Origin of the sequence: Streptomyces carpinensis (assembly GCF_002154505.1) — a bacterium.
In the GTDB taxonomy this organism is placed as follows: domain Bacteria; phylum Actinomycetota; class Actinomycetes; order Streptomycetales; family Streptomycetaceae; genus Streptomyces; species Streptomyces carpinensis.
Genome location: NZ_MUBM01000175.1, coordinates 1 through 21,353, shown reverse-complemented (window position 1 = coordinate 21,353; position 21,353 = coordinate 1). Strand labels below are relative to the sequence as shown.

Genomic DNA, 21,353 nt, shown 5'->3' with positions numbered 1-21,353 from the left:
CGTCTCCGGCAGGTACGGGCCGTCCTACAGGTACGGGCCGCCCGAGCGGGGGCCCGGGTGGCCGTCCTCGCCCTCGCGGCCGACGCCCGGCGGGAGGGCGCGGCGCATCTGCTCCAGCTGGGCGCGAGCGGCCATCTGCTGGGCGAACAGCGTCGTCTGGATCCCGTGGAAGAGACCTTCCAGCCAGCCCACCAACTGAGCCTGCGCGATCCGCAGTTCCGCGTCGCTGGGGGTCCCCTCGTCCGTGAACGGCAGGGAGAGCCGCTCCAGCTCCTCGACGAGCTCCGGAGCCAGGCCGTCCTCGAGCTCCTTCACCGAGCTCGCGTGGATCTCCTTGAGCCGGACCCGGCTGGCCTCGTCGAGAGGAGCGACGCGCACCTCCTCGAGCAGCTGCTTGATCATGCTGCCGATCCGCATGACCTTCGCAGGCTGCTCCACCTGCTCCGTCACCGGGGTCTCACGGGAGTCGTCGTCACCGCCGCCGAGCGCCATGCCGTCCTGGCCCACGACCAGGATCTGCGGATTCTCCGGCGATCGTTCGTTCCTCGGCATCTCCATGTCGCCATTCTCTCGCACCCATACATCTCACCTCCTTGGTGCCCCCTGCGGAAGGTGATCCACCGTGCGCGCGCTGTCCGCGTCGTGCGGAAGCCGGCCGTGTTCCTGCGGAGGGCGCAGGCGCAGCAGACGGGCGGCGCAGTGCTCCAGCCAGCGGGACTCGGCCTCCGCGTCGCAGATCAGCTGCTCCAGGACCAGCAGCCGGGCCACCTCTTCGGGACGCTCGGGCCGGCCGGCCAGGATCTCGGCGCGTTGGCGTACGTAGCCGTGCAGCGCCTCGGACAGATGCCGGCGCTGTACGTCGACGACCTCGCGCACGTCGACGCCGGGCGCCGCCACCGACAGCACCAGCTTGAGGGCCAGCTCCTCACGCGGTGGCCCCGCCCGCTCCACGGGCCGCGTGTACCAGGACCACAGCTCGCCGCGGCCCGCCTCGGTCAGCGCGTACGTCACCCGTCCTGCCTCGTCCACGCCCTCCCGGGCGACCAGGCCGTCCCGCTCCAGAAGGCCGAGCGTGGAACAGACCAGACCGATGCTCAACGGCCACGCGCCTCCCGTGTGCTCCTCGAACTCGGCCCGCAACCGGGATCCGTGGCGGGGACCGGCCTCCAGAAGCGCCAGCAGCCCGTGGCGTATCGACATATCCGGATTGTGCAGCCACTTCGCCCGATTCGACCTGGCGGGTCAACAGGAAATGCCGGATTGGCTCAGCGATGTGAGTGTTGTTCCACTGGATCAGTGCTCCTGTGAATCAGTGCTCCTCCACCAACCGGGCATCGTGAGGGACTCCGACGTGACTCCATGGCTGCGCGTCACCACACTGCGCGCGACGGGACTGCTCATAGGGCTGGGCGCGATAGCCCTGCCCGATGGCCACGCCTCGGCGTGCGGCCCGGCGTCCAGGCCGTCCACCGCCGCAGCGACCACCTCCGCCACCGCTTTCGCCCCCGTCTCGGCCCCGGCCTCTGCTTCCACCTCCGCCTCCGCCCCCGGCAACGCTTCGGCGGCCTCGGACACCGCGTCGGCTCCAACCGCCGGTACCGCCTCCCGTCCGGCCCCTGGGCGTTCGTCCAAGCCGCCCAAGCCGCCCAAGCCGTCGAAGCCCTCTCGGCCGTCCGGTCCGTCCCGGCCGCCCACCTCGCCTTCTTCGCCCTCGGGCTCCGCGTCCTCGGGCTCCGCGCCCTCGGCTTCCACCTCTTCGGGCTCCGCGTCCTCGGGCTCCGCGTCCCTGGCTTCCACCTCTTCGGGCTCCGCGTCCTCGGCCTCCGCATCCTCTGTGGCGTTCGTCTCATCCTTCCCCGTGTCGGAGTCCTCGGCCCCGCCCACGTCGCCGTCCCCGTCCTCCACAGAGCCGTCGCGGGCCGGGAGTCCGGCGGGTGAGGGGCGGGAGCGGCCCGGGCGTCCGCACCGGCATGAGGCGGAGGTGGAGGGCGACGACTCTGACGGACCGGAAAGCGACGGGCCCGAGGCGGACGGGAACGGGAACGGGGACGGGAACTCGGACGCCGATGAAATGACCGGCATACCGACGACGGCTGCCTCGGAGTCGTCCGAGGCAGCCGTTCAGCCGGCGTCCGAATCTCCTGACCCGCCCGCCACCCGGCCGGTCGCCGAGTCCGGGCCCGCCCGGCGGCTCCTGCCTCTGGGCAGCGGACTGGTCCTGATAGGTCTCGGCCTGGGGACCGCGTTCATCGCCCTCCGCCTGCCGAGGGCCTAGGGGCCGCTCGTCGCCCTCCATGGGCCCAGGGTCCAGAGGCCAGGTCCTCCACCTGCCCACGGCCCAGGGGTCAGGCCAGGCCCTCTTCCTGCCCAGGACCTGGGGCATCGCCCTCCGCCCGCCAGAACCTGAGGTGCGGTCCTTCCCGGCGAGACGTCCGGGTCAGTTCGTCACCAGCAGCACCTTGCCGATGTGGCCGCTCTCCTCCACGACCCGGTGGGCCGCCGCGGCGTCGCTCATCGGCATCTCCCGGTCGACCACCGGCCGGACGTTCCCGTCGGCGAGCAGCGGCCAGACGTGCTCGCGTACGGCCGCGACGATCGCCGCCTTCTCGCCGAGCGGACGGGCGCGCAGCGAAGTGGCGCTGATCGCGGCCCGCTTGTTCAGCAGGGCGCCGATGTTCAGCTCGCCCTTGACGCCACCCTGCATGCCGATGATCGCGAGCCGGCCGTTGACCGCGAGGGTCTGGACGTTGCGATCCAGGTACTTGGCGCCCATGTTGTCCAGGATGACGTCGGCGCCGGCTCCGTCCGTGGCCCGCTTGACCTCTTCGACGAAGTCCTGCTCGCGGTAGTTGATCAGGATGTCGGCGCCCAGCTCGGCGCAGTAGTCGAGCTTCTCCTTGGTGCCCGCCGTGACGGCGACCTTCGCTCCGACGGCCTTGGCGAGCTGGATCGCCATGGTGCCGATGCCGCTGGAACCGCCGTGCACGAGGAAGGTCTCACCGGGGCGCAGGTGGGCGACCATGAAGACGTTGGACCAGACGGTGCAGGTCACCTCGGGCAGTGCCGCGGCCTGCCGAAGGTCGACGCCCTCGGGCACGGGCAGCAGCTGACCTGCCGGGACGGCGACCTTCTCGGCGTAGCCGCCGCCCGCGAGCAGCGCGCACACCTGGTCGCCGACCGCCCAGCCGGACACCCCCGGCCCGAGCGCGGCGATCCGCCCGGAGCACTCCAGGCCGGGGTACCGGGAGGCACCGGGAGGCGGGTTGTAGAAGCCCTGCCGCTGCAGGATGTCGGCGCGGTTGACGGCGCTGGCCACCACGTCGACCAGCACCTCCCCCTCGCCGGGTGCCGGGTCCGGCACCTCGTCCCACACCAACGCCTCGGGTCCACCGGGTTCGGGAATCGTGATCGCATGCATGGAAGCGACGCTACTCCTCACCGTCCGGCCCGCATCGGGTCGCGGCACGCGTCCACACGCATGTCGGACAGCGGGCCTCCGAGGCCGGTGCCGGAGGCCGGTCCGAGCGGTCAGTCCTGGGGCAGCGGCCTGGTGTCCGGGGTGATCTGCGTGGCCGGGGTGGCGCGGACGATCGTGATCAGACGGTCCGTCAACTGAAGTGTGGCGACGGCGGGATCGTCGTAGCCGAGGACGCGGTGTCCGCGTACGACGCTCACCACCAGGTCGTCGATGTCCCGCGGGCTCCTGCCCGCCTCGGCCCGTATGACGGGCCGTTCGACGATGTCCAGCCCGCTGCCCTGCTGGATGAGGTCCTCCATGACCATGCCGGCGGCCGGGCTGAGCACGGACAGCCCCAGCAGCCGTCCCGCCGCGCTGGCGCTGGTGATCACGGCGTCGGCGCCGGACTGCCTGAGCAGCGGCGCGTTCTCCTCCTCCCGGACCGCGGCGACGATCTTGACCGCCCGGTTGAGCTGCCGGGCCGTCAGCGTCACCAGCACGGCCGTGTCGTCCCGCTGGGTGGCGATGATGATCTGCCGCGCCCGCTGCACCTCCGCCCGTTTCAGCACCTCGCTGCGGGTCGCGTCCCCGATCACTCCCGCGTACCCGTCCGCCGTGGCCGCATCGATCACCTTGGCGCTCGGGTCGACCACGACGACCTGCTGCTTCTTCAGTCCCGTCGCGCAGACGGTCTGGATCGCGGACCGCCCCTTGGTGCCGAAGCCGACGACGACGGTGTGATCGCGCAAGGCGGACCTCCAGCGGCTCAGGCGCCACTCCTCACGGGTGCGTTCGGTGAGGACTTCGAGTGTGGTGCCGACGAGGATGATCAGGAACAGCACGCGCAGTGGCGTGATGACGAGGATGTTGGTGAGCCGGGCGCTGTCGCTGACCGGGGTGATGTCGCCGTACCCGGTGGTGGAGAGGGTCACCGTGGCGTAGTAGGCCGCGTCGAGGAGATCGACCGAACTGTCGGCGTTGTCGTGGTAGCCGTCGTGGTCGGCGTAGACGACGACGACCGTCACGACCAGCACCAGCAGGGCCATGGCCAGCCGCTTGCCGACCTGGCGTATCGGGCGTTCCACCAGTTTCTTCGGGAGTTTCACCCGATGGGTCACGAGATGTTCGCCCGCCTGGCGGGCGATCGCGTCATGGCCCGGAAGTTTCACGTGAAACACACCCCGATCCCGGCGGCGGCCCAGGGCAGATCGAGCAGTTCCGCCTCCTGGCCCGCACGGGCGCCGCCCGGCGGTACGACGGCCAGGGCGTCGGCCGCCGCGACCCCACGCAGCATCGCGGGGCCGTTGTAGTGCAGCGGGACCGCGTGGTCGCCGCGCAGCACGACGGGCACGAGCCGGGTGTCGTAGGGGTGCCCGTGCACCGTGTCCTTCAGTGGCAGCGTGTACGGCTCGAGGGCCGGGCGCGCGGCCAGCGTGCGCAGCAGGGGCTCGGCGAGCGTGAGCAGGGCCGAGACGGCGGCGAGGGGGTTGCCGGGCAGACCGACGAGGTGCTGGTTCTCCTTGAGGCGGGCCAGCAGCATGGGGTGGCCGGGGCGTACCTTGACGCCGTTGACCAGCAGTTCGGCGCCGAGCCGGCTCAGCGTGGGGTGAACATGGTCGACGGGGCCGGATGCGGTTCCCCCGGTGGTGACGATCAGGTCGGCCTCGGATCTGCTGATCGCCCTGTGCAGGGCCCTCTCGTCGTCGCCGATCCGGCGCACGGTGGCCGTCTCCGCGCCGAGTGCCCGCAGCCAGGGCGGCAGCATCGGGCCGAGCGCGTCGCGGATCCGGCCGCCGTGCGGCAGGCCCTCGGTGAGCAGTTCGTCGCCGAGGACGAGGACGTCGACGCGGGGCCGGGGAACGGCTGTGAGGGTGTCGTACCCGGCGGCCGCGGCGAGACCCAGCACCGCGGGGGTGACCAGGGTCCCGACGGGCAGCAACTGCTCCCCGCCACGGCACTCCTGTGCGCGTGGGCGGATGTCCTGGCCGTGGTTCACCTCGCGCGTGGCGTGCAGCCTGCCCTTGGCGTCCGTGCGGCCGTGCTCGGTGCGCAGCACGGCGGTGGTGTCCTGCGGGATGCGGGCGCCGGTCGCGATCCGTACGGCCTCGCCGTCGGTCAGCGGCTCGGGTTGCGCGTGTCCGGCCAGGGCACCCTCCTCGCGCACGTCCCAGGGGCCGGGGCCGGCGACCGCCCAGCCGTCCATCGCGGAGGTGTCGAAGGAGGGCAGGTCGGTGAGTGCGGCCAGGGGCTCGGCCAGGACCAGGCCCAGGGCGGCTTCCAGGGGGACGGAGACGGGAGCACGACGGGCGCCGGCGCGGGCGGCGCGGGCGGCGGTATCGCGGGCCTGGGGCCAGGGAGCGGCCTGGTGGTGGACGTCCGAGGAGTGTCCGGGGTGTGGGTGGTGCGTGGTGCCGTGGCCGTTCGCCGGCAGCCCGTGCTCGAAGCCCTGCCCCTGCGGAGAGGCGGGTCCGGGGCCGGGGAAGCCGCCGTGGGCCGGACCGATGCCGTTGCCGGATCCCTTCACGAGAGCGAGGGCCTCCTCGACGTCGAAATCCTCGGCGTCCTCGCCGGCATGCACACCGCGGGCGGTCATCCTGCGTCCGGCCGGGTGTCGGGAGTGGCGTCGGGAGCCACGTCGGGCTTGGCCGCGGCGGTGTCCTCCTCCGCCCAGCGCAGGGCGAGGGCGGCGGCCTTACGGGCGGTCTCGGCGACCGCTTCGGGGCCGCCCTTGCCCTGTGCGGCGGCGTAGCCGACGAGGAAGGTGGTCAGGGGTGCCGCGGGCCGGGCCACGCCATGGGCGGCGTCACGGGCGAGGTCGAGCAGCACACGGGTGTCGACGTCCAGGTCGATGCCCAGTTCGTCCTTGACTGCGGAGATCCATTCATCCAACACGTGCCCATGCTCCCTGATGCGTGCTCTGGCGGTGGCGATGTCGTCCCAGGTGTCGCAGTCGAAGGACGCGACGTGGTCGGGGACGTGGGTGAGGTCGAGCGCGGCGGTGAGCCGGCGCAGCGGCAGCCCGGTGAGGGCGCCGTGTTCCTGGGTGAGTGCCGTCAGTTCACGGCGCAGCGCCTGGGCACGGTAGGCCGCCACGAGCGGCTGGTCACGGCCGTCGGCGTCGGTGAGCAGCACACCGTCCGCACGGCCCGTGCGCAGGGCGCCCAAGAGCCGCGCTACGGTGGCCGGTTCGAGGAACGGCAGGTCGGCGGAGAGGACGACGACGTGTTCCGCCGTGGTGGGGCGCAGCCCGGCGCCGAGCGCGGCGAGCGGGCCGCCGCCGGGCGGTTCCTCGCGCGTCCAGCACACGGGCCGGGCGGTGGGTCTGGGGTCGGCGACGACGACGGTCGTGCGCGCGTCGGCGCAGGCGGTGAGGACACGGTCGAGCAGGGCACGGCCACCGACCCGCACACCGGGCTTGTCCGCGCCGCCGAGCCGCCGGGCGGCGCCTCCGGCGAGCACGACGGCGTCGTAGACGGGGGGCTCGTAGGCGCTCACCCCCCGAGTATGCGTCCCACCCACGATCACAGGGAACGTGGGCGGGGCCTCAGGACCTGTTCCGGCCTCAGAGTGTGCGCAGCAAGACCGCCGGCTGCTCCACGCAGTCGGCCACGTAGCGCAGGAATCCGCCGGCCGTGCCGCCGTCGCACACCCGGTGGTCGAAGGTGAGCGAGAGCTGGACGACCTGCCGCACCGCCAGCTCGCCCTCGTGCACCCACGGCTTGGGGACGATACGGCCGACGCCGAGCATGGCGGCCTCGGGGTGGTTGATGATCGGCGTGGAGCCGTCGACGCCGAACACCCCGTAGTTGTTCAACGTGAAGGTGCCGCCGGTGAGTTCGCCGGGCGTCAGCGTGCCCGCGCGGGCCGCCTCGGTCAGCCGGGCGAACTCGGCGGTCAGCGACTCGGCGTCCCGCTCGTGCGCGTCCCGTACGACGGGGACGACGAGCCCGCGTTCGGTCTGCGCGGCGAAGCCCAGGTGCACCTGGTCGAGCCGGACGATCTCCCTGGCCTCGGTGTCGACCGTGGAGTTGAGCTCGGGGTGGCGGGCGAGCGCGGCGGTGCAGATCCGGGCGAGGAGCGCGAGCAGCGAGACCTTCGGCCCGGCTGCCGCGTTCATGGCCGCCCGGGCGCGCATCAGTTCCGTCGCGTCGGCGTCCACCCAGCACGTCGCGTCCGGGATCTCGCGACGGCTCCGGGAGAGCTTGTCGGCGACGGCGCCTCGGACACCCTTGAGGGGGATCCGGGTGCCGGCGGCGGCCGGGGTGTTCGCCGGGGCGGGCGCGGACGCACCCGAGGCGGCGGTCGCGGCGGGTGTGACGGGCGTCTTCGCCGCGCGGCTCGGTGCCGTCCCGGCCGTGAACGCGTCCTCGACGTCCGCGCGCAGGATCAGCCCGTCGGGTCCGGAGCCGGACAGCTGCCGCAGGTCCACGCCGTGCTCCCGGGCGAGCCGGCGCACCAGCGGGGAGATCACGGGGACGGGGCCGTCGGCGGGCCGGGCGGCGCGCTCGGCCACCGCCGCCGGCACGAGCACGGGGCGCTGGTCCACGCCGGGGGCCGAGCCGCTTGCTCCACCGTCCGGTCCCGACGTGTCCGGGGCGGGCCTCACCCTGCGACGGCGCGCCGGTGGCGCCCCTGTGCCGTAGCCGACCAGGACGTTGCCGGAGCCGCCGGTCTCGCCCTCGGCGGGCGGTTCGGCGGCCTCCCCGACGGCGACCGTCAGCAGCGGGGCGCCCACGGGCAGTTCCGTGCCCTCCTCGCCGAAGCGGGCCGTGACCACGCCGCCGTACGGGCAGGGCACCTCGACCATCGCCTTGGCCGTCTCGACCTCGACGACCGGCTGGTCGACGGCGACGACGTCGCCCACGTCGACGAGCCAGCGGACGATCTCCGCCTCGGTCAGCCCCTCCCCGAGGTCGGGGAGCTTGAACTCCAGCACCTGTGTCATCGGCTTTCGGCCTCCCACTGCAGACGCGCCACGGCGTCCAGGATCCGGTCGACGCCGGGCAGGTGGTGGCGCTCCAGCATCGGCGGCGGGTAGGGGACGTCGAACCCGGCCACGCGCAGCACCGGCGCCTCCAGATAGTGGAAGCAGCGCTCCGTGACACGGGCGGCGATCTCTCCGCCCGGGCCGCCGAACCCGCCCGACTCGTGAACGACGACCGCGCGTCCGGTACGCCGGACCGACGCGCACACCGTCTCGTCGTCGAACGGCACCAGCGAGCGCAGGTCGACGACTTCCAGGTCCCAGCCCTCGGCCCGGGCCGCCTCGGCGGCTTCGAGGCAGACGGGCACGGACGGGCCGTAGGTGATGAGCGTGGCGCTCCTGCCGGTGCGCCGCACCACCGCGCGGCCGATCGGTTCAACGGTCTGCGGTTCGTCCGGGTTCCATGAGTCCTTCGACCAGTACAGCCGCTTGGGCTCGAGGAAGACGACCGGGTCGTCGGAGGCGATGGCGGCGCGCAGCAGCCCGTAGGCGTCGGCGACGGTCGCGGGCGTGACGACATGGAGCCCCGGAGTCGCCATGTAGTAGGCCTCGGAGGAGTCGCTGTGGTGCTCGACCCCGCCGATGCCGCCGCCGTAGGGGATGCGGATGGTCAGGGGCAGGGGCATCTTCCCGCGCGTACGGTTGCGCATCTTCGCCACATGGCTGACGAGCTGTTCGAACGCGGGGTAGGCGAAGGCGTCGAACTGCATTTCGACGACCGGGCGCAGGCCGTACATCGCCATGCCGACGGCGGTGCCGAGGATGCCGGCCTCGGCCAGCGGGGTGTCGGTGCAGCGGTCCTCGCCGAACTCCTTGGCGAGTCCGTCGGTGACGCGGAAGACACCGCCGAGGGTGCCGACGTCCTCGCCCATGACGTGCACGGCGGGGTCGGCGGCCATGGCGTCGCGCAGGGCGCGCGTGAGGGCCTGGGCCATGGTGGCCGGCTTGAGTGCGACGGTGCTCATCGGGCGGTGCCCTCCTCCGCCTCGGCCTCCAGTTCGGCCCGCAACAGGGCCTGCTGCTCGCGCAGTTGGGAGGTGGGCTCCGCGTAGACGTGGGCGAACAGGTCCATCGGGTCGAGCACCGGGTCCTGGTTCATGCGCTCGCGCAGCCGCGCGGCCATCGTCTCGGCCTCCTCGCGGACGGCCGCAATCTCGTCCTCGCCGATCAGTCCGCGGCCGGTCAGCTCCCGTTCCAGCAGCTGGACCGGGTCGTGGTCGCGCCAGGCCTCGACCTCGGCCGCACCGCGGTAGCGGGTGGCGTCGTCGGCGTTGGTGTGGGCGTCGATGCGGTAGGTCACCGCCTCGACCAGGGTGGGGCCGCCTCCCTCGCGCGCGTGCCGTACCGCGTCGGTGAGCACCTCGTGGACGGCGGCGGCGTCGTTGCCGTCGACCAGGCGGCCCGGCATGCCGTACCCGACGGCCTTGTGGGCCAGGGAGGGCGCTGCGGTCTGCTTGGCGAGCGGGACGGAGATGGCGAAGCCGTTGTTCTGCACCAGGAAGACGACCGGGGCGTGCCAGACGGCGGCGAAGTTCAGCGCCTCGTGGAAGTCGCCCTCGCTGGTGCCGCCGTCGCCGACCATGGCCAGCGCCACCACGTCGTCGCCCTTGAGGCGGGCGGCGTGGGCGAGGCCGACGGCGTGCGGCAGCTGGGTGGCGAGCGGGGTGGACAGCGGGGCGACCCGGTGCTCGTAGGGGTCGTAGCCGGTGTGCCAGTCACCGCGCAGCAGCGTGAGGGTTTCGACGGGGTCCACACCGCGTGCCACGACGGCGAGCGTGTCGCGGTAGCTGGGGAAGAGCCAGTCCTGCTCCTGGAGGGCGAGCGCGGCGGCGATCTCGCAGGCCTCCTGGCCGGTGCTGGACGGGTAGACGGCGAGCCGGCCCTGCTTGGTCAGGGCGGTGGCCTGTGTGTTGTACCGACGGCCGAGCACCGCCTGCGCGTACAGGCGGCGCAGCAGCTCCGGGTCGGCCTTCGCGGCCGCCTCCGTCCCCAGGACGCGGTGGGGCTCCGCGTCGGGCAGCAGCGGCGCGGGGTCGGTACGGGGCTGCCAGGCGGGCGGCGGCGATGGCCGGTAGGCACCCCGCTGCTCCATGACCGTCATGACGGACCTCCTCGTGGGAGCGGCTACGGGAGGCGCGTCGGCCGTGACCCGCCTCACCTACCGATTGTTCGGTCGTCGGCACATTTTGGCTACAGGCGGCCCCGGGCTGTGGACAAACGGTTCTCCACAGCATGGTATGGACGCAGTACGTCCATGGCAGAGAGGCGGGGGGACATGGCTCCTGAACAAATGGCCGAGAGCCCGGACAGCGCCGCCCAGCCGCCGCCCCGCCCGCTGGACGCCGTGGACCAGGACATCCTGCAGATGCTCCAGGCCGACGGCCGCGCCTCGATACGGTCGGTGGCCGAACGGGTCCACGTCTCGCGCGCCAACGCCTACGCCCGGATCAACCGCCTCGTCGAGGACGGTGTCATCCGCGGTTTCGGGGCCCGCGTCGACCACGAACGCGCCGGGCACGGCACGTCCGCGTACATCACGCTCAAGATCGTGCAGAACTCCTGGCGCACGGTGCGCGAGCAGCTGCGCCGGCTGCCCGGCGCCTCCCACATCGCCCTGGTCGGCGGCGACTTCGACGTCCTGCTGCTGGTGCACACGCCGGACAACCGGGCGCTGCGCGAGCTGGTGCTGACCCGGCTCCAGGCGATCCCCGAAGTGCTCAGCACCCGCACGCTGCTGGTGTTCGAGGAGGAGGACCTGGAACCGCAGCGGTGAACGCGTGCGTGATCAGCCGTCCTTGCGCAGACCGCCGAAGACCAGCTGCGCCACCGCGTCCGCCACGTCCTGCTCGCTCATCCCCCGGCTGTCGGGCCGGTACCACTCCACGATCGAGTTGATCATCCCGAAGACGAGGCGGGTCGCCAGCCGCACCTCCACGTCACCGCGCACGTCCCCGTCCGCGGCCGCCGCCTTCAGCAGTTCGGCCACCCGGTGGTCGAACTCGCGGCGGCGCTCCAGCGCCCAGCGCTCGGTCGCGGTGTTGCCGCGCACGCGCAGCAGCAGCGTCACGTAGGGCAGTTCGGCGATGAGCACCTCGACCATGCGCCGCACGACGTACTCCAGGCGCTGGGCGGCGCGCCCCACGCGCGCGTGCTCCTCGTCGAGGATCGCGAAGAGCCCGTCCAGCGCCCTGCTGACGGCCCGGCGCAGCAGCTCCTCCTTGCCGGTGACGTGGTGGTAGATCGACGACTTGGAGATGCCGGCGGCCTTGGACAGGTGCTCCATGGAGGTGCCGTCGTAGCCGCGCTCGTTGAAGACCCGCACCGCCACGGACAGCAGCGTCTCGGGCGTGTACGTGTCGCGCCGTGCGGTGGTCATGAGGTGCCCTCCCGCTTCTCGGAGGCGTAGGCGTGGCGGTACAGCGCGAGGGAGGGGGCGTAGCGTCCGGACGGGTCACGCAGGTGCAGGTCGTCCAGCAGCCCGTAGGCCCAGGTCCGGCCGAGCCGGCGGCTCCACTCGAAGGGGCCGAGGGGGTAGTTGACGCCCAGGCGCATCGCCGTGTCGATGTCCTCCTCGGTAGCCACGCCCTTGGCAACGGCGTCGTGCGCCAGGTCGACGATCCGTGCGACCGTCCGGGCGACGATCATTCCGGGGACGTCGCCGATGACGCTGACGTCCTTGCCGAGTGCCTGGAAGAGGCCGGTGGACTCCGCGAGGGTCTGCGGGGCGGTGTCCTGGGAGGCGGACAGGGCGATCCGCGTGGCCCGGCGGTAGTCGAGCGCGAGGTCGAAGTAGACGACGTCCCGGAACTCGACGGAGGTCTGCCCGTCGGCGAGGACCAGCTGGCCTCCGCCCGGCAGCACCAGTCGGGTGCCGTTGTCCTCGTCCTCCTCGCGGACCGGGATGCCCGCCTCGCGGATCAGTGAGAGCAGCTCCGAGGCCGGTCCCAGGTCGCCTTCCGCGACGACGTACGCGGGCGGCCGTGCCCGCTCGGCGGTGTGCGGCTCGGGGCGCTCGGCGCCGTCGCCGTAGTCGTACCAGCCGTGGCCGCTCTTGCGGCCGAGCCGGCCGGACTCGACCAGGCGGCGCTGGGCGAGCGACGGCGTGAAACGCACGTCCTGGAAGAAGGACTGCCACACGGAGTGCGTCACGGACTCGTTGACGTCCTGGCCGATGAGGTCGGTCAGTTCGAAGGCACCCATCTTGAAGCCGCCGGACTCGCGCAGGACCGCGTCGATCGTGGCGGGATCGGCGGCCTGGGACTCCAGGACGGCGAAGGCCTCGGCGTAGAAGGGGCGCGCGATGCGGTTGACGATGAAGCCGGGGGTGTCGGCACAGGCGACCGGGGTCTTGCCCCAGGCGCGGGCCGTCTCGTACGCGCGCGTGGCCGACGTGACGTCGGTGGCGAACCCGGAGACGACCTCCACCAGCGGCATCAGCGGGGCCGGGTTGAAGAAGTGCAGGCCCACGAAGCGGCCCGGGTTGCGCAGCGCCCCGCCGATGGCGGTCACCGAGAGGGACGAGGTGTTGGTGGCGAGCAGGCAGTCGTCGGTGACGATGCCCTCCAGTTCCTTCAGCAGCTCCTGCTTGACGTCCAGCCGCTCCAGGACGGCCTCCACGACCAGGGCGCAGTCCGCGAGCTCGGTGAGGCTCTCGGCGGGCTTCAGCCGGGCACGGGCGGCGTCCCGGTCGGCGCCGGTGAGCCGGTCCTTCTCGACGAGCCGGTCGAGCCGGGCCCCGATCGCGGCGGCCGCCTGACGGGCCCGCCCGGTCGCGGCGTCGTACAGGATCACGGAGTGGCCGGCGACCAGCGCGACCTGGGCTATGCCCTGGCCCATGGTGCCGGTGCCGACGACGGCCACGGGGCTGCTGAGGTCGAGTGCTGTCATGTGCGCGATCCTCCCGCACGGCGTTTCCCACAGATGCGGCGGACCCCCTCTGGTCCGACTTTTCCACAGACGCGGCGGACCACTTGCCCCGACCGATCGTTCGGTTACTCTAACTCTGACCGGCTGTCCCTGCCCATGTTTCTGCCAGGTCATGAGCTCGACGAGGAGCTCTTGAGACAAGGAGTTGGTCCCGCATGGCCGCCGAACTGACCACGCACGAGCTGATCGCCCGCCACCGGCCCACTCTCGACCAGGCCCTGGAAGCGATCCGCACGCGCGCGTACTGGTCGCCCCACCCCGAGCACCCCAAGGCCTACGGGGAGCACGGCAGCCTGGACGCGGCCGCCGGCAAGGCGGCCTTCGACGCCCTCCTGGGCACTCGCCTGGACCTCGGCCAGCCCGGCACGGACGACTGGGTGGGCGGCGAGATCTCGCCGTACGGCATCGAGCTGGGCGTGACGTACCCGCACGCGGACATCGACGTGCTGCTGCCCGCCATGAAGGCCGGCCAGGGCGCGTGGCGCGACGCGGGCGCGGAGATCCGCGCCGTGGTCTGCCTGGAGATCCTCAAGCGGATCAGCGACCGGGCGCACGAGTTCGCGCACGCGGTCATGCACACCTCCGGCCAGGCCTTCATGATGGCGTTCCAGGCGGGCGGCCCGCACGCCCAGGACCGCGGCCTGGAGGCGGTGGCGTACGCGTACGTGGAGCAGGTCCGCACGCCCGAGACCGCCGAGTGGACCAAGCCGCAGGGCAAGCGCGACCCGCTCGTCCTCACCAAGAACTTCACGCCGGTCCCCCGGGGCGTCGCCCTGGTCATCGGATGCAACACCTTCCCGACGTGGAACGGCTACCCGGGCCTGTTCGCCTCCCTGGCCACCGGCAACGCGGTCCTGGTCAAGCCGCACCCGCGCGCGGTGCTGCCGCTCGCGCTCACGGTGAAGATCGCCCGCGAGGTGCTGACCGAGGCGGGCTTCGACGCGAACCTGGTCGCGCTCGCCGCCGAGCGCCAGGGCGAGGGCATCGCCAAGACGCTCGCCACCCGCCCGGAGATCAGGATCATCGACTACACGGGCTCGACGGCCTTCGGCGACTGGCTGGAGGCCAACGCCCGCCAGGCTCAGGTCTACACCGAGAAGGCCGGCGTCAACACGGTGCTCGTGGAGTCCACCGGCAACTACAAGGGGATGCTCTCCAACCTGGCCTTCTCGCTGTCCCTGTACAGCGGCCAGATGTGCACCACCCCGCAGAACCTGCTGATCCCCCGGGCGGGCATCCGCACCGACGAGGGACCCAAGTCCTTCGACGAGGTGGCGGCCGACCTCGCGAAGGCGGTCGAGGGCCTGCTCGGCGACGACGCACGGGCGAACGCCCTGCTCGGCGCGATCGTCAACCCGGACGTCAAGGCCCGTCTGGAGGCCGCGGCGGCCCTCGGTGAGGTCGCCCTCGCATCCCGCGAGGTCGCCAACCCCGACTTCCCGGGCGCGGTCGTCCGTACGCCGGTGATCGTGAAGCTGGACGGCGCCAAGCCGGACGACGAGGCCGCCTACATGAGCGAGTGCTTCGGCCCCGTCTCCTTCGCCGTCGCCGTCGACTCGGCCGCCGACGCGGTGGAGCTGCTGCGGCGCACGATCCGCGACAAGGGCGCCATGACGGTGGGCGCCTACACGACCGACGAGGAGGTCGAGCGGGCGGTGCAGGAGGTGTGCCTGGAGGAGGCCGCCCAGCTGTCGCTGAACCTCATCGGCGGGGTGTACGTCAACCAGACGGCCGCCTTCTCCGACTTCCACGGCTCCGGCGGCAACCCGGCGGCCAACGCGGCCCTGTGCGACGGCGCGTTCGTGGCGAACCGCTTCCGCGTCGTGGAGGTCCGCCGCGAGGCGTAGGGCCTGTCACCGACCGTCTCGGCCGCCCGTCAGGGTGCGCCCCCGGTCGCACTCCAGTGGTAGAGCGTCATCGCCACGCTGGTGGCGAGGTTGTAGCTGGAGACCTGGGGGCGCATCGGCAGGGCCACCAGATGGTCGGTGCGCTTCCGCAGCTCGGCGGACAGACCACTGCGCTCGGAGCCGAAGGCGAGCACCGCGTCGTCGGGCAGCTTCAGCCCGCGGATGTCCTCGCCCTCCGGGTCGAGCGCGAACAGCGGCCCGCGCGGGAGCTCGTCCACGGCCAGCCGCTCCACGGCGGTCGCGAAGTGCAGCCCCGCCCCGCCGCGCACCACCGTCGGGTGCCAGGGGTCGAGGGTGCCGGTGGTGACCACCCCGGTCACTCCGAAACCGGCGGCCAGCCGGATCACCGCACCCGCGTTGCCCAGGTTGCGCGGCTGGTCCAGGACGAGGACCGGCGCGCTGCGGGGCGTGCGCGCCAGCGTCCGCAGATTCGCCTCGCGGGAGGGCCGCAGGGCGAGCGCGGCCACGGCGGTGGGATGCGGACGCGGCACGAGCGACGCGTACGTGTCCCGCGGCACCTCGGCGAGCAGGGCGTCCAGGGTGTCCCGCACGTCCGGGGCCAGCTCTTCGGCGAGGGCGAGCGCCGCCCGCCGGTCGGCGGTGACCGCCACCGGCACCTCGGCCCCGAAGCGCAGCGCGTGCTTGAGGGCATGGAAGCCGTCGAGCAGCACGGTGGGCGCGGCGGCGTCGGCGAGCCGGCGCCAGGCGCGCACGGGGTCGGGTGCGGGGTCCGTCATGCCGGGAAGCCTACGCGCGCCGGCTCGCTGTCCCCGGGCGAGCGCGGCTCCTCCGGGGAGGGACGGCCGCCACCGCCCCGCGGCAGCCGGGCACGCGCGCGTGCCGCCCCCTCGCCCAGCCGGCGCAGGAACGACGTCGGCAGGAACACCGAGTCCGCCGCGATCATCGCCAGCGAGAAGAAGGGCAGGCCCAGGACGACCGCGATCACGGCGTGCTCGGTCATCATGGCCACCAGCAGGACGTTCTTCACTCGCCGGTTGAACAGCGTGAAGGGGAAGGCGACCTGCACGATCACCGTCCCGTAGGTGACGAGCATCAGCATCGTCCCGCTGGAGGACAGCAGGTCGCCCAGGGCCGGCCAGGGCGAGAAGTAGTCCAGGTGGAGCGGGTAGTACACGGCGGTGCCGTCCTGCCAGCGCGAACCCTGGATCTTGTACCAGCCGGCCGTCGCGTAGATCAGGCACGCCTCGGTCATGATCACCAACAGGGCGGCGTTGTGCATGATGTTGGCGATCACGTCGAGCAGGACCCTCGGCTCGGCCGACCTCGCGCGCCGCTCGACGACCCACCGCAGGGCCTGCGCCACCCACACGCCCCACAGGAGCACGGGCACCAGCCACTCGCCCTGCATCCTGCCCGCCGCCGTGACCCCGACGAGGACCGCTCCGAGGACGCCCCACAGCAGGGGACCCGCCCGGTCGGGCGGCACCCGCTCCCCTCGCGCGCGGGCCGCCCGGATCCGCCCGGCCCGCCGTGCGTCGAGCGACCACGCCCGGCCGCAGCGGGTGAAGACCAGGTACAGCGACATCAGGTGCAGGACGTTGTCGCCGCCGTCGCCCACCAACACGCTGCGGTTCTGCAGCGAGAGCACGCCCAGCATGAACAGCACGGACATCGTGCGGGTGCGCCAGCCCAGCATCAGCAGCAGGCTCGCGAGCACGGCCAGCGCATAGGCGGTCTCGAACCAGAACTGGCCCCTGAACCACAACAGGGCGGTGAACGCGCCGTTGTCCCCCGTCAGCTGCCGGCCGAGGTCCCAGTTCCACGGGCCGTCGGGGCCGTACAGCTCCTGGCGGTGCGGATACTCACGCAGCAGGAACAGCAGCCAGGTCGCGGAGAAGCCGACGCGTATGACGGCCGTCTGGAAGGGACCCAGGGCCGCCTCGGTGATCCGGGCGATCCCCCGGGAGACGGAGAGGGCTAGCTGGTTCACCGCACACCTCCCCCGGCCTCACCGGCCGAGACCGTCCACCACGGCAGCACCCGGTCCACGGGCGCGGACGACACCTTCTCCCCGCTCCACCCGGGCGGTGGCACGGCGGCGGTGCGGATGCGGACCTGGACACGCTCGAGGGTGCCGCCCCGGCCGGCCGCGTGGTCGCGGTCCAGACGCATCACGACGATGCGGCGCATGTACTCCTCGGACAGGGCGCCGCGCAGGCCCACCGGGCGGTTGTCCTTGTCGTGCGTGCCGGCGTAGTAGTCGAAGGCGCGGCGCAGCTGGTTCTGCTGGGTGTGGCTGGGCAGCAGGTTGCCGCGTATGGCCCGGCCGTCCTCCGCGGACAGGTCGTACCAGCCGGTGGTGGCGGTGCCGCCGTCCGCGGCGCGGGTTTCGGCGCGCACCTGGACCGTGACGTTCTGCTGCAACGGGTTCGGCGCGAACAGCTTCCAGTTCTGCTCGAACTCCGGGTATATCCAGTCGTCGATGGCCTTGCCGTGCTGCTTCGTCACCGTGTTCGAGGGTGCGACGTGCAGGAACACCATGCCGAGGTGCACACAGGTGACCGCCGCCACCGCCGCGAGCGCCAGCGCGACGCCCACCTGGTAGCGCGGGGAGAGCGCAGCGACACCGAGGCGGGTACCGGCGAGTGTCTCGGGACCGTCCTGCGGTTCGACGTCCGTGTCCTGGAAGCCGGCGGCCATCACGTCGGTCGCCTCGGCCCGGCCGGTCACCTGCGTCCTGGGGGGCAGATCACCGGTCTGGTCAGTCCCGTGGGGCAGCGCACCGGCCCTGTCGGACCTGTTGAGCAGATCACCGGCCCCGTCGGTCCTGTGGGGCTCGTCGGTCCCGCGAAGCTCATCGTTCCCATCAGCCCTTCCGGGCGCATCGGGCTCACCGGTCCGGCCAGCCCCACCCGGCCCGTGCCGCCCGCCCGGCCCGTGCGGGGCGTTCGAGTCCTCGTCGTGCGCGTCCATTCCGCCGCCCCGTTTCCCGATCCCGCTCTGCCCACACGCGCCACTCCCCGGCGCCGCACGGAACGGTACTCAGACCCGTCCGCCGGGCACAGCCCCGACTTCGGTCGACGATCGGACCCGCACCACGTTCGGTACCGCGATGTCCGCCTTCGCCCGAATGACGGTGAGGCGGTGCACACGGCCCGCACGCAGGCAGAGGATCAACGTCGGTGCCGGTGACGAGCCGCGGCTTCGCGCTGGAACGGCGAAGGCAGCGGCGGGTTGCTCAGCCGTGCACGACACCGAACTCGCCACCCGCGCGAGGTCCGGGGACGCATGGACCGGGCCGTGTCAGAGCACGTGGCCGGGCTTTCCCTCGTCGGTCACGACGGGCCGGCCCACGGCCGCCCACACCTGCATGCCGCCGTCGACGTTCACCGCGTCGACGCCCTGCTGGACCAGGTACATCGCGACCTGGGCCGAACGACCGCCGGAGCGGCAGATCACATGAACCCGCCCGTCCTGGGGAGCCGCCTGCGTCAGCTCGCCGTAGCGGGCCACGAACTCGCTGATGGGGATGTGCAGTGCCCCCTCGGCGTGGCCGGCCTGCCACTCGTCGTCCTCGCGGACGTCCAGCAGGAAGTCGCCGTCCTTGAGGTCCTGGACCTCGACCGTGGGTACACCAGCTCCGAAATGCATGCTCCGACGCTACCCGAAGCGCACGGAGCACCCGAAGCGCGAGCCGGGGCGATCACCACGCGGCTATGGGCGCCGGGCAGGGCCCGGGCCGGTCGAGCCCGGGCAGCCTGTCAGCCGCCGGCCAGCAGCTCCGCCAGCTCCGACTCCCGTTTCGCCACGTCGTCGCGCAGCTGTGCGGCGATCTCGTCGAGAAGGCCGTCGGGGTCGTCCGGTGCCAGCCGGAGCATCGCGGCGATCGCGCTGTCCTCCAGCTGCTTGGCGACGAGCGTGAGCATCTCCTTGCGCTGGGCGAGCCATTCCAGGCGGGCGTAGAGCTCCTCGCTGTGGCTCGGCCCCTGCTCGGCGGGCCGGGGGCCGGCGGCCCACTCCTCGGCCAGCCGGCGCAGCTCCTCCTCGTCGCCACGGGCGTAGGCGGCGTTGACCCGGGTGATGAACTCCTCGCGCCGCTTGCGCTCGTCGTCCTCCTGCGCCAGGTCGGGGTGGGCCTTGCGGGCCAGCTCCCGGTAGAGGCTGCGGGCCTCCTCGCTCGGACGGACCCGCTGCGGGGGCCGCACCGGCTGGTCGGTGAGCATCGCGACGGCCTCCGGGAACAGCCCGTCCCCGTCCATCCAGCCGTGCAGCAGTTCCTCGACGCCGGGGATCGGCTGCAGCCGGGCCCGCGCCTCCTGTGCCTGGCGCAGGTCCTCGGGATCACCGGTGCGCGCGGCCCGGGCCTCGGCGATCTGCGCCTCCAGCTCGTCGAGACGGGCGTAGAGGGGGCCGAGTCTCTGCTGGTGCAGCCGGGAGAAGTTCTCCACCTCCACCCGGAAGGTCTCCACCGCGATCTCGTACTCGATGAGCGCCTGCTCGGCGGCCCGCACGGCCCGCTCCAACCGCGCCTCGGGCCGCGCCGCAGCGCCCTGTGACGTCGCCCGATCCGCTCCGGCGACGTCACCCTGCTCAGCTTCCGGGGTCGTCACCCGACCAGCGTAGCGCCGCGCCCGCCGACGACCGGACCTCCGTATCCCTCAGGGAGTTACACCTCCCGGAAGCCGCACCGGCCTCGGAGAGGCGCGCCCGCCCCAGTCGGCTACACCCCGATCTCGGCCGCGATCCTCCCCGCCCGCACCGCAGCCACCAGGTCCGCGTGGTCCGCCTCGGTGCGGTCGGCGTAGGCGACGGCGAACGCGGCCATCGCCTCGTCCAGCTCCTCGTTCTTGCCGCAGTAACCGGCGATCAGCCGCGGGTCCGCGCTGTGGGCGTGTGCCCGGGCCAGGAGCGCGCCGGTCATCCGGCCGTAGTCGTCGATCTGGTCGGCGGGGAGGGCGGCCGGGTCGACGCTGCCCTTGCGGTTGCGGAACTGCCGTACCTGGTACGGCCGGCCCTCCACGGTCGTCCAGCCCAGCAGGATGTCGCTGACCACCTGCATCCGTTTCTGCCCGAGCACCACCCGGCGGCCCTCGTGGTCCACCTCCGGCGTCGCGAAACCGGCGGTCACCAGGTGCGGCACCAGCGCCGACAGCCGGGCCTCCTTCACCTGCAGCACCAGGGGCTCACCGCGGTGGTCCAGCAACAGCACGACGTACGACCGCGTGCCCACGCTGCCCGTGCCGACCACCCGGAACGCGACGTCGTGCACCGCGTGGCGGGCCAGCAGGGGGAGCCGGTCCTCCGAGAGCGTGGTCAGGTACTGCTCCAGCGACGCCGCCACCGCCGCGGCCTGCGCGTCCGGCACCCGCCGCAGGACCGGAGGGGCGTCCACGAAACGGCGCCCGCCGTCCGCGGCCCGTTCCGTCGAGCGGGCCGCGAAGCGCCCGCTGGTGTTGGCCCGCGCCTTCTCCGAGACCCGCTCCAGCGTGCCGAGCAGGTCGTGGGCGTCGGTGTGGGAGACGAGTTCCTCGTCGGCGATGGCGTTCCAGGCGTCCAGGACCGGGAGCCGGGCCAGCAGCCGCATGGTGCGCCGGTAGGCGCCCACCGCGTCCTGGGCGGCGGCACGGCAGCTGTCCTCGTCGCAGCCCGCCTCCCGGCCCGCGAGCACGAGTGAGGCCGCGAGCCGCTTGAGGTCCCACTCCCAGGGACCGTGGACCGTCTCGTCGAAGTCGTTGAGGTCGATCACCAGGCCGCCGCGGGCGTCTGCGTACAGACCGAAGTTGGCCGCGTGCGCGTCACCGCAGATCTGGGCGCCGACGCCGGTCATGGGGGCGCGCGCGAGGTCGTAGGCCATCAGGCCCGCCGAACCGCGCAGGAACGCGAACGGTGTCGCCGCCATCCGGCCGACCCGGATCGGCGTCAGCTCGGGGATGCGGTCCTGATTGGACTCCTCGACGGCCGTGAGTGCGTCCGGGCGGCCGGCGTCCGCCTCGAACGCGGCGTGCGCGGACCGCGCGACGCGCTTGCGCAGCGCCTTGCCCTCCGCTTTGGGCGAGCCGTCGACGGGCCATCGCGCGAACCCGGACACCACCGGCACCCGCCCCGCACGCCAGGTCCC

20 protein-coding genes are annotated in these 21,353 nt (G+C 72.8%); 2 read left to right on the top strand and 18 right to left on the bottom strand.

The window, feature by feature from the left end; translation table 11 throughout:
- Positions 1-24 precede the first annotated feature (24 nt).
- The 10 genes from BZY54_RS23515 to pdhA form a co-directional block, all read right to left on the bottom strand.
- A complete protein-coding gene (locus BZY54_RS23515) occupies positions 25-558 on the bottom strand; it encodes a bacterial proteasome activator family protein (protein ID WP_086727320.1) in 534 nt (177 codons plus the stop codon).
- Between the two features lie 27 nt (positions 559-585).
- On the bottom strand, positions 586-1,200 hold the full coding sequence (locus BZY54_RS23510) for a PadR family transcriptional regulator (protein WP_086727319.1): 615 nt from the start codon (positions 1,198-1,200) through the stop codon (positions 586-588).
- Between the two features lie 93 nt (positions 1,201-1,293).
- Positions 1,294-1,905: a hypothetical protein gene (locus tag BZY54_RS23505; RefSeq protein ID WP_086727318.1), complete on the bottom strand. Its 612-nt coding sequence runs from the start codon at positions 1,903-1,905 to the stop codon at positions 1,294-1,296.
- A gap of 532 nt (positions 1,906-2,437) precedes the next feature.
- Positions 2,438-3,418, bottom strand: a complete 981-nt coding sequence (locus BZY54_RS23495; protein ID WP_086727316.1) for an NAD(P)H-quinone oxidoreductase — start codon at positions 3,416-3,418, stop codon at positions 2,438-2,440.
- 110 nt (positions 3,419-3,528) lie between these two features.
- Positions 3,529-4,626, bottom strand: a complete 1,098-nt coding sequence (locus BZY54_RS23490; protein ID WP_086727315.1) for a potassium channel family protein — start codon at positions 4,624-4,626, stop codon at positions 3,529-3,531.
- Positions 4,623-6,050 (bottom strand): molybdopterin molybdotransferase MoeA, encoded by a 1,428-nt coding sequence (locus BZY54_RS23485; protein WP_086727314.1) that lies wholly within the window; start codon positions 6,048-6,050, stop codon positions 4,623-4,625. The genes BZY54_RS23490 and BZY54_RS23485 overlap by 4 nt, the downstream gene beginning before the upstream one ends.
- Positions 6,047-6,952 carry an NTP transferase domain-containing protein gene (locus BZY54_RS23480; RefSeq protein WP_244217301.1) on the bottom strand — a complete coding sequence of 302 codons (906 nt, stop codon included), beginning with the start codon at positions 6,950-6,952 and terminating at the stop codon, positions 6,047-6,049. Before BZY54_RS23480 ends, BZY54_RS23485 begins: the two co-directional genes overlap by 4 nt.
- 67 nt (positions 6,953-7,019) lie before the next feature.
- Entirely contained in the window at positions 7,020-8,402 is a 1,383-nt protein-coding gene (locus BZY54_RS23475) for a dihydrolipoamide acetyltransferase family protein (protein WP_086727312.1), read from the bottom strand.
- Complete coding sequence (locus BZY54_RS23470; RefSeq protein ID WP_086727311.1) at positions 8,399-9,406, bottom strand: alpha-ketoacid dehydrogenase subunit beta; 1,008 nt, start codon at positions 9,404-9,406, stop codon at positions 8,399-8,401. Before BZY54_RS23470 ends, BZY54_RS23475 begins: the two co-directional genes overlap by 4 nt.
- Positions 9,403-10,542: a pyruvate dehydrogenase (acetyl-transferring) E1 component subunit alpha gene (gene pdhA, locus BZY54_RS23465; RefSeq protein ID WP_086727310.1), complete on the bottom strand. Its 1,140-nt coding sequence runs from the start codon at positions 10,540-10,542 to the stop codon at positions 9,403-9,405. The genes BZY54_RS23470 and pdhA overlap by 4 nt, the downstream gene beginning before the upstream one ends.
- Positions 10,543-10,731: 189 nt before the next feature.
- On the opposite strand from pdhA, the gene BZY54_RS23460 reads away from it, so the two are divergent.
- Positions 10,732-11,214, top strand: a complete 483-nt coding sequence (locus BZY54_RS23460) for an Lrp/AsnC family transcriptional regulator (protein ID WP_086727309.1) — start codon at positions 10,732-10,734, stop codon at positions 11,212-11,214.
- Between the two features lie 12 nt (positions 11,215-11,226).
- Here BZY54_RS23460 and BZY54_RS23455 read toward each other — a convergent pair whose 3' ends face one another.
- A complete protein-coding gene (locus BZY54_RS23455; protein WP_086727308.1) occupies positions 11,227-11,817 on the bottom strand; it encodes a TetR/AcrR family transcriptional regulator in 591 nt (196 codons plus the stop codon).
- Positions 11,814-13,328 carry a 3-hydroxyacyl-CoA dehydrogenase gene (locus BZY54_RS23450; protein WP_086727307.1) on the bottom strand — a complete coding sequence of 505 codons (1,515 nt, stop codon included), beginning with the start codon at positions 13,326-13,328 and terminating at the stop codon, positions 11,814-11,816. Before BZY54_RS23450 ends, BZY54_RS23455 begins: the two co-directional genes overlap by 4 nt.
- Before the next feature lie 194 nt (positions 13,329-13,522).
- On the opposite strand from BZY54_RS23450, the gene paaN reads away from it, so the two are divergent.
- Positions 13,523-15,214 carry a phenylacetic acid degradation protein PaaN gene (paaN, locus tag BZY54_RS23445; RefSeq protein ID WP_086727306.1) on the top strand — a complete coding sequence of 564 codons (1,692 nt, stop codon included), beginning with the start codon at positions 13,523-13,525 and terminating at the stop codon, positions 15,212-15,214.
- Positions 15,215-15,243: 29 nt separating this feature from the next.
- Here the strand turns inward: paaN and BZY54_RS23440 are convergent, their stop codons facing one another.
- From BZY54_RS23440 to BZY54_RS23415, 6 genes are all read right to left on the bottom strand, one after another.
- Positions 15,244-16,011, bottom strand: coding sequence for a TrmH family RNA methyltransferase (locus BZY54_RS23440; protein WP_086727305.1), 768 nt, complete (start codon positions 16,009-16,011; stop codon positions 15,244-15,246).
- Positions 16,008-17,225: an HTTM domain-containing protein gene (locus BZY54_RS23435; protein ID WP_086727304.1), complete on the bottom strand. Its 1,218-nt coding sequence runs from the start codon at positions 17,223-17,225 to the stop codon at positions 16,008-16,010. The genes BZY54_RS23440 and BZY54_RS23435 overlap by 4 nt, the downstream gene beginning before the upstream one ends.
- Positions 17,222-17,965, bottom strand: a complete 744-nt coding sequence (locus BZY54_RS52310) for a DUF5819 family protein (protein WP_425276305.1) — start codon at positions 17,963-17,965, stop codon at positions 17,222-17,224. The genes BZY54_RS23435 and BZY54_RS52310 overlap by 4 nt, the downstream gene beginning before the upstream one ends.
- Positions 17,966-18,538: 573 nt before the next feature.
- A complete protein-coding gene (locus tag BZY54_RS23425; RefSeq protein WP_086727303.1) occupies positions 18,539-18,886 on the bottom strand; it encodes a rhodanese-like domain-containing protein in 348 nt (115 codons plus the stop codon).
- 110 nt (positions 18,887-18,996) lie between these two features.
- Positions 18,997-19,845: a J domain-containing protein gene (locus BZY54_RS23420; protein WP_086727302.1), complete on the bottom strand. Its 849-nt coding sequence runs from the start codon at positions 19,843-19,845 to the stop codon at positions 18,997-18,999.
- A gap of 110 nt (positions 19,846-19,955) precedes the next feature.
- A complete protein-coding gene (locus tag BZY54_RS23415; protein WP_244217304.1) occupies positions 19,956-21,332 on the bottom strand; it encodes a DUF2252 domain-containing protein in 1,377 nt (458 codons plus the stop codon).
- Positions 21,333-21,353: the final 21 nt, after the last annotated feature.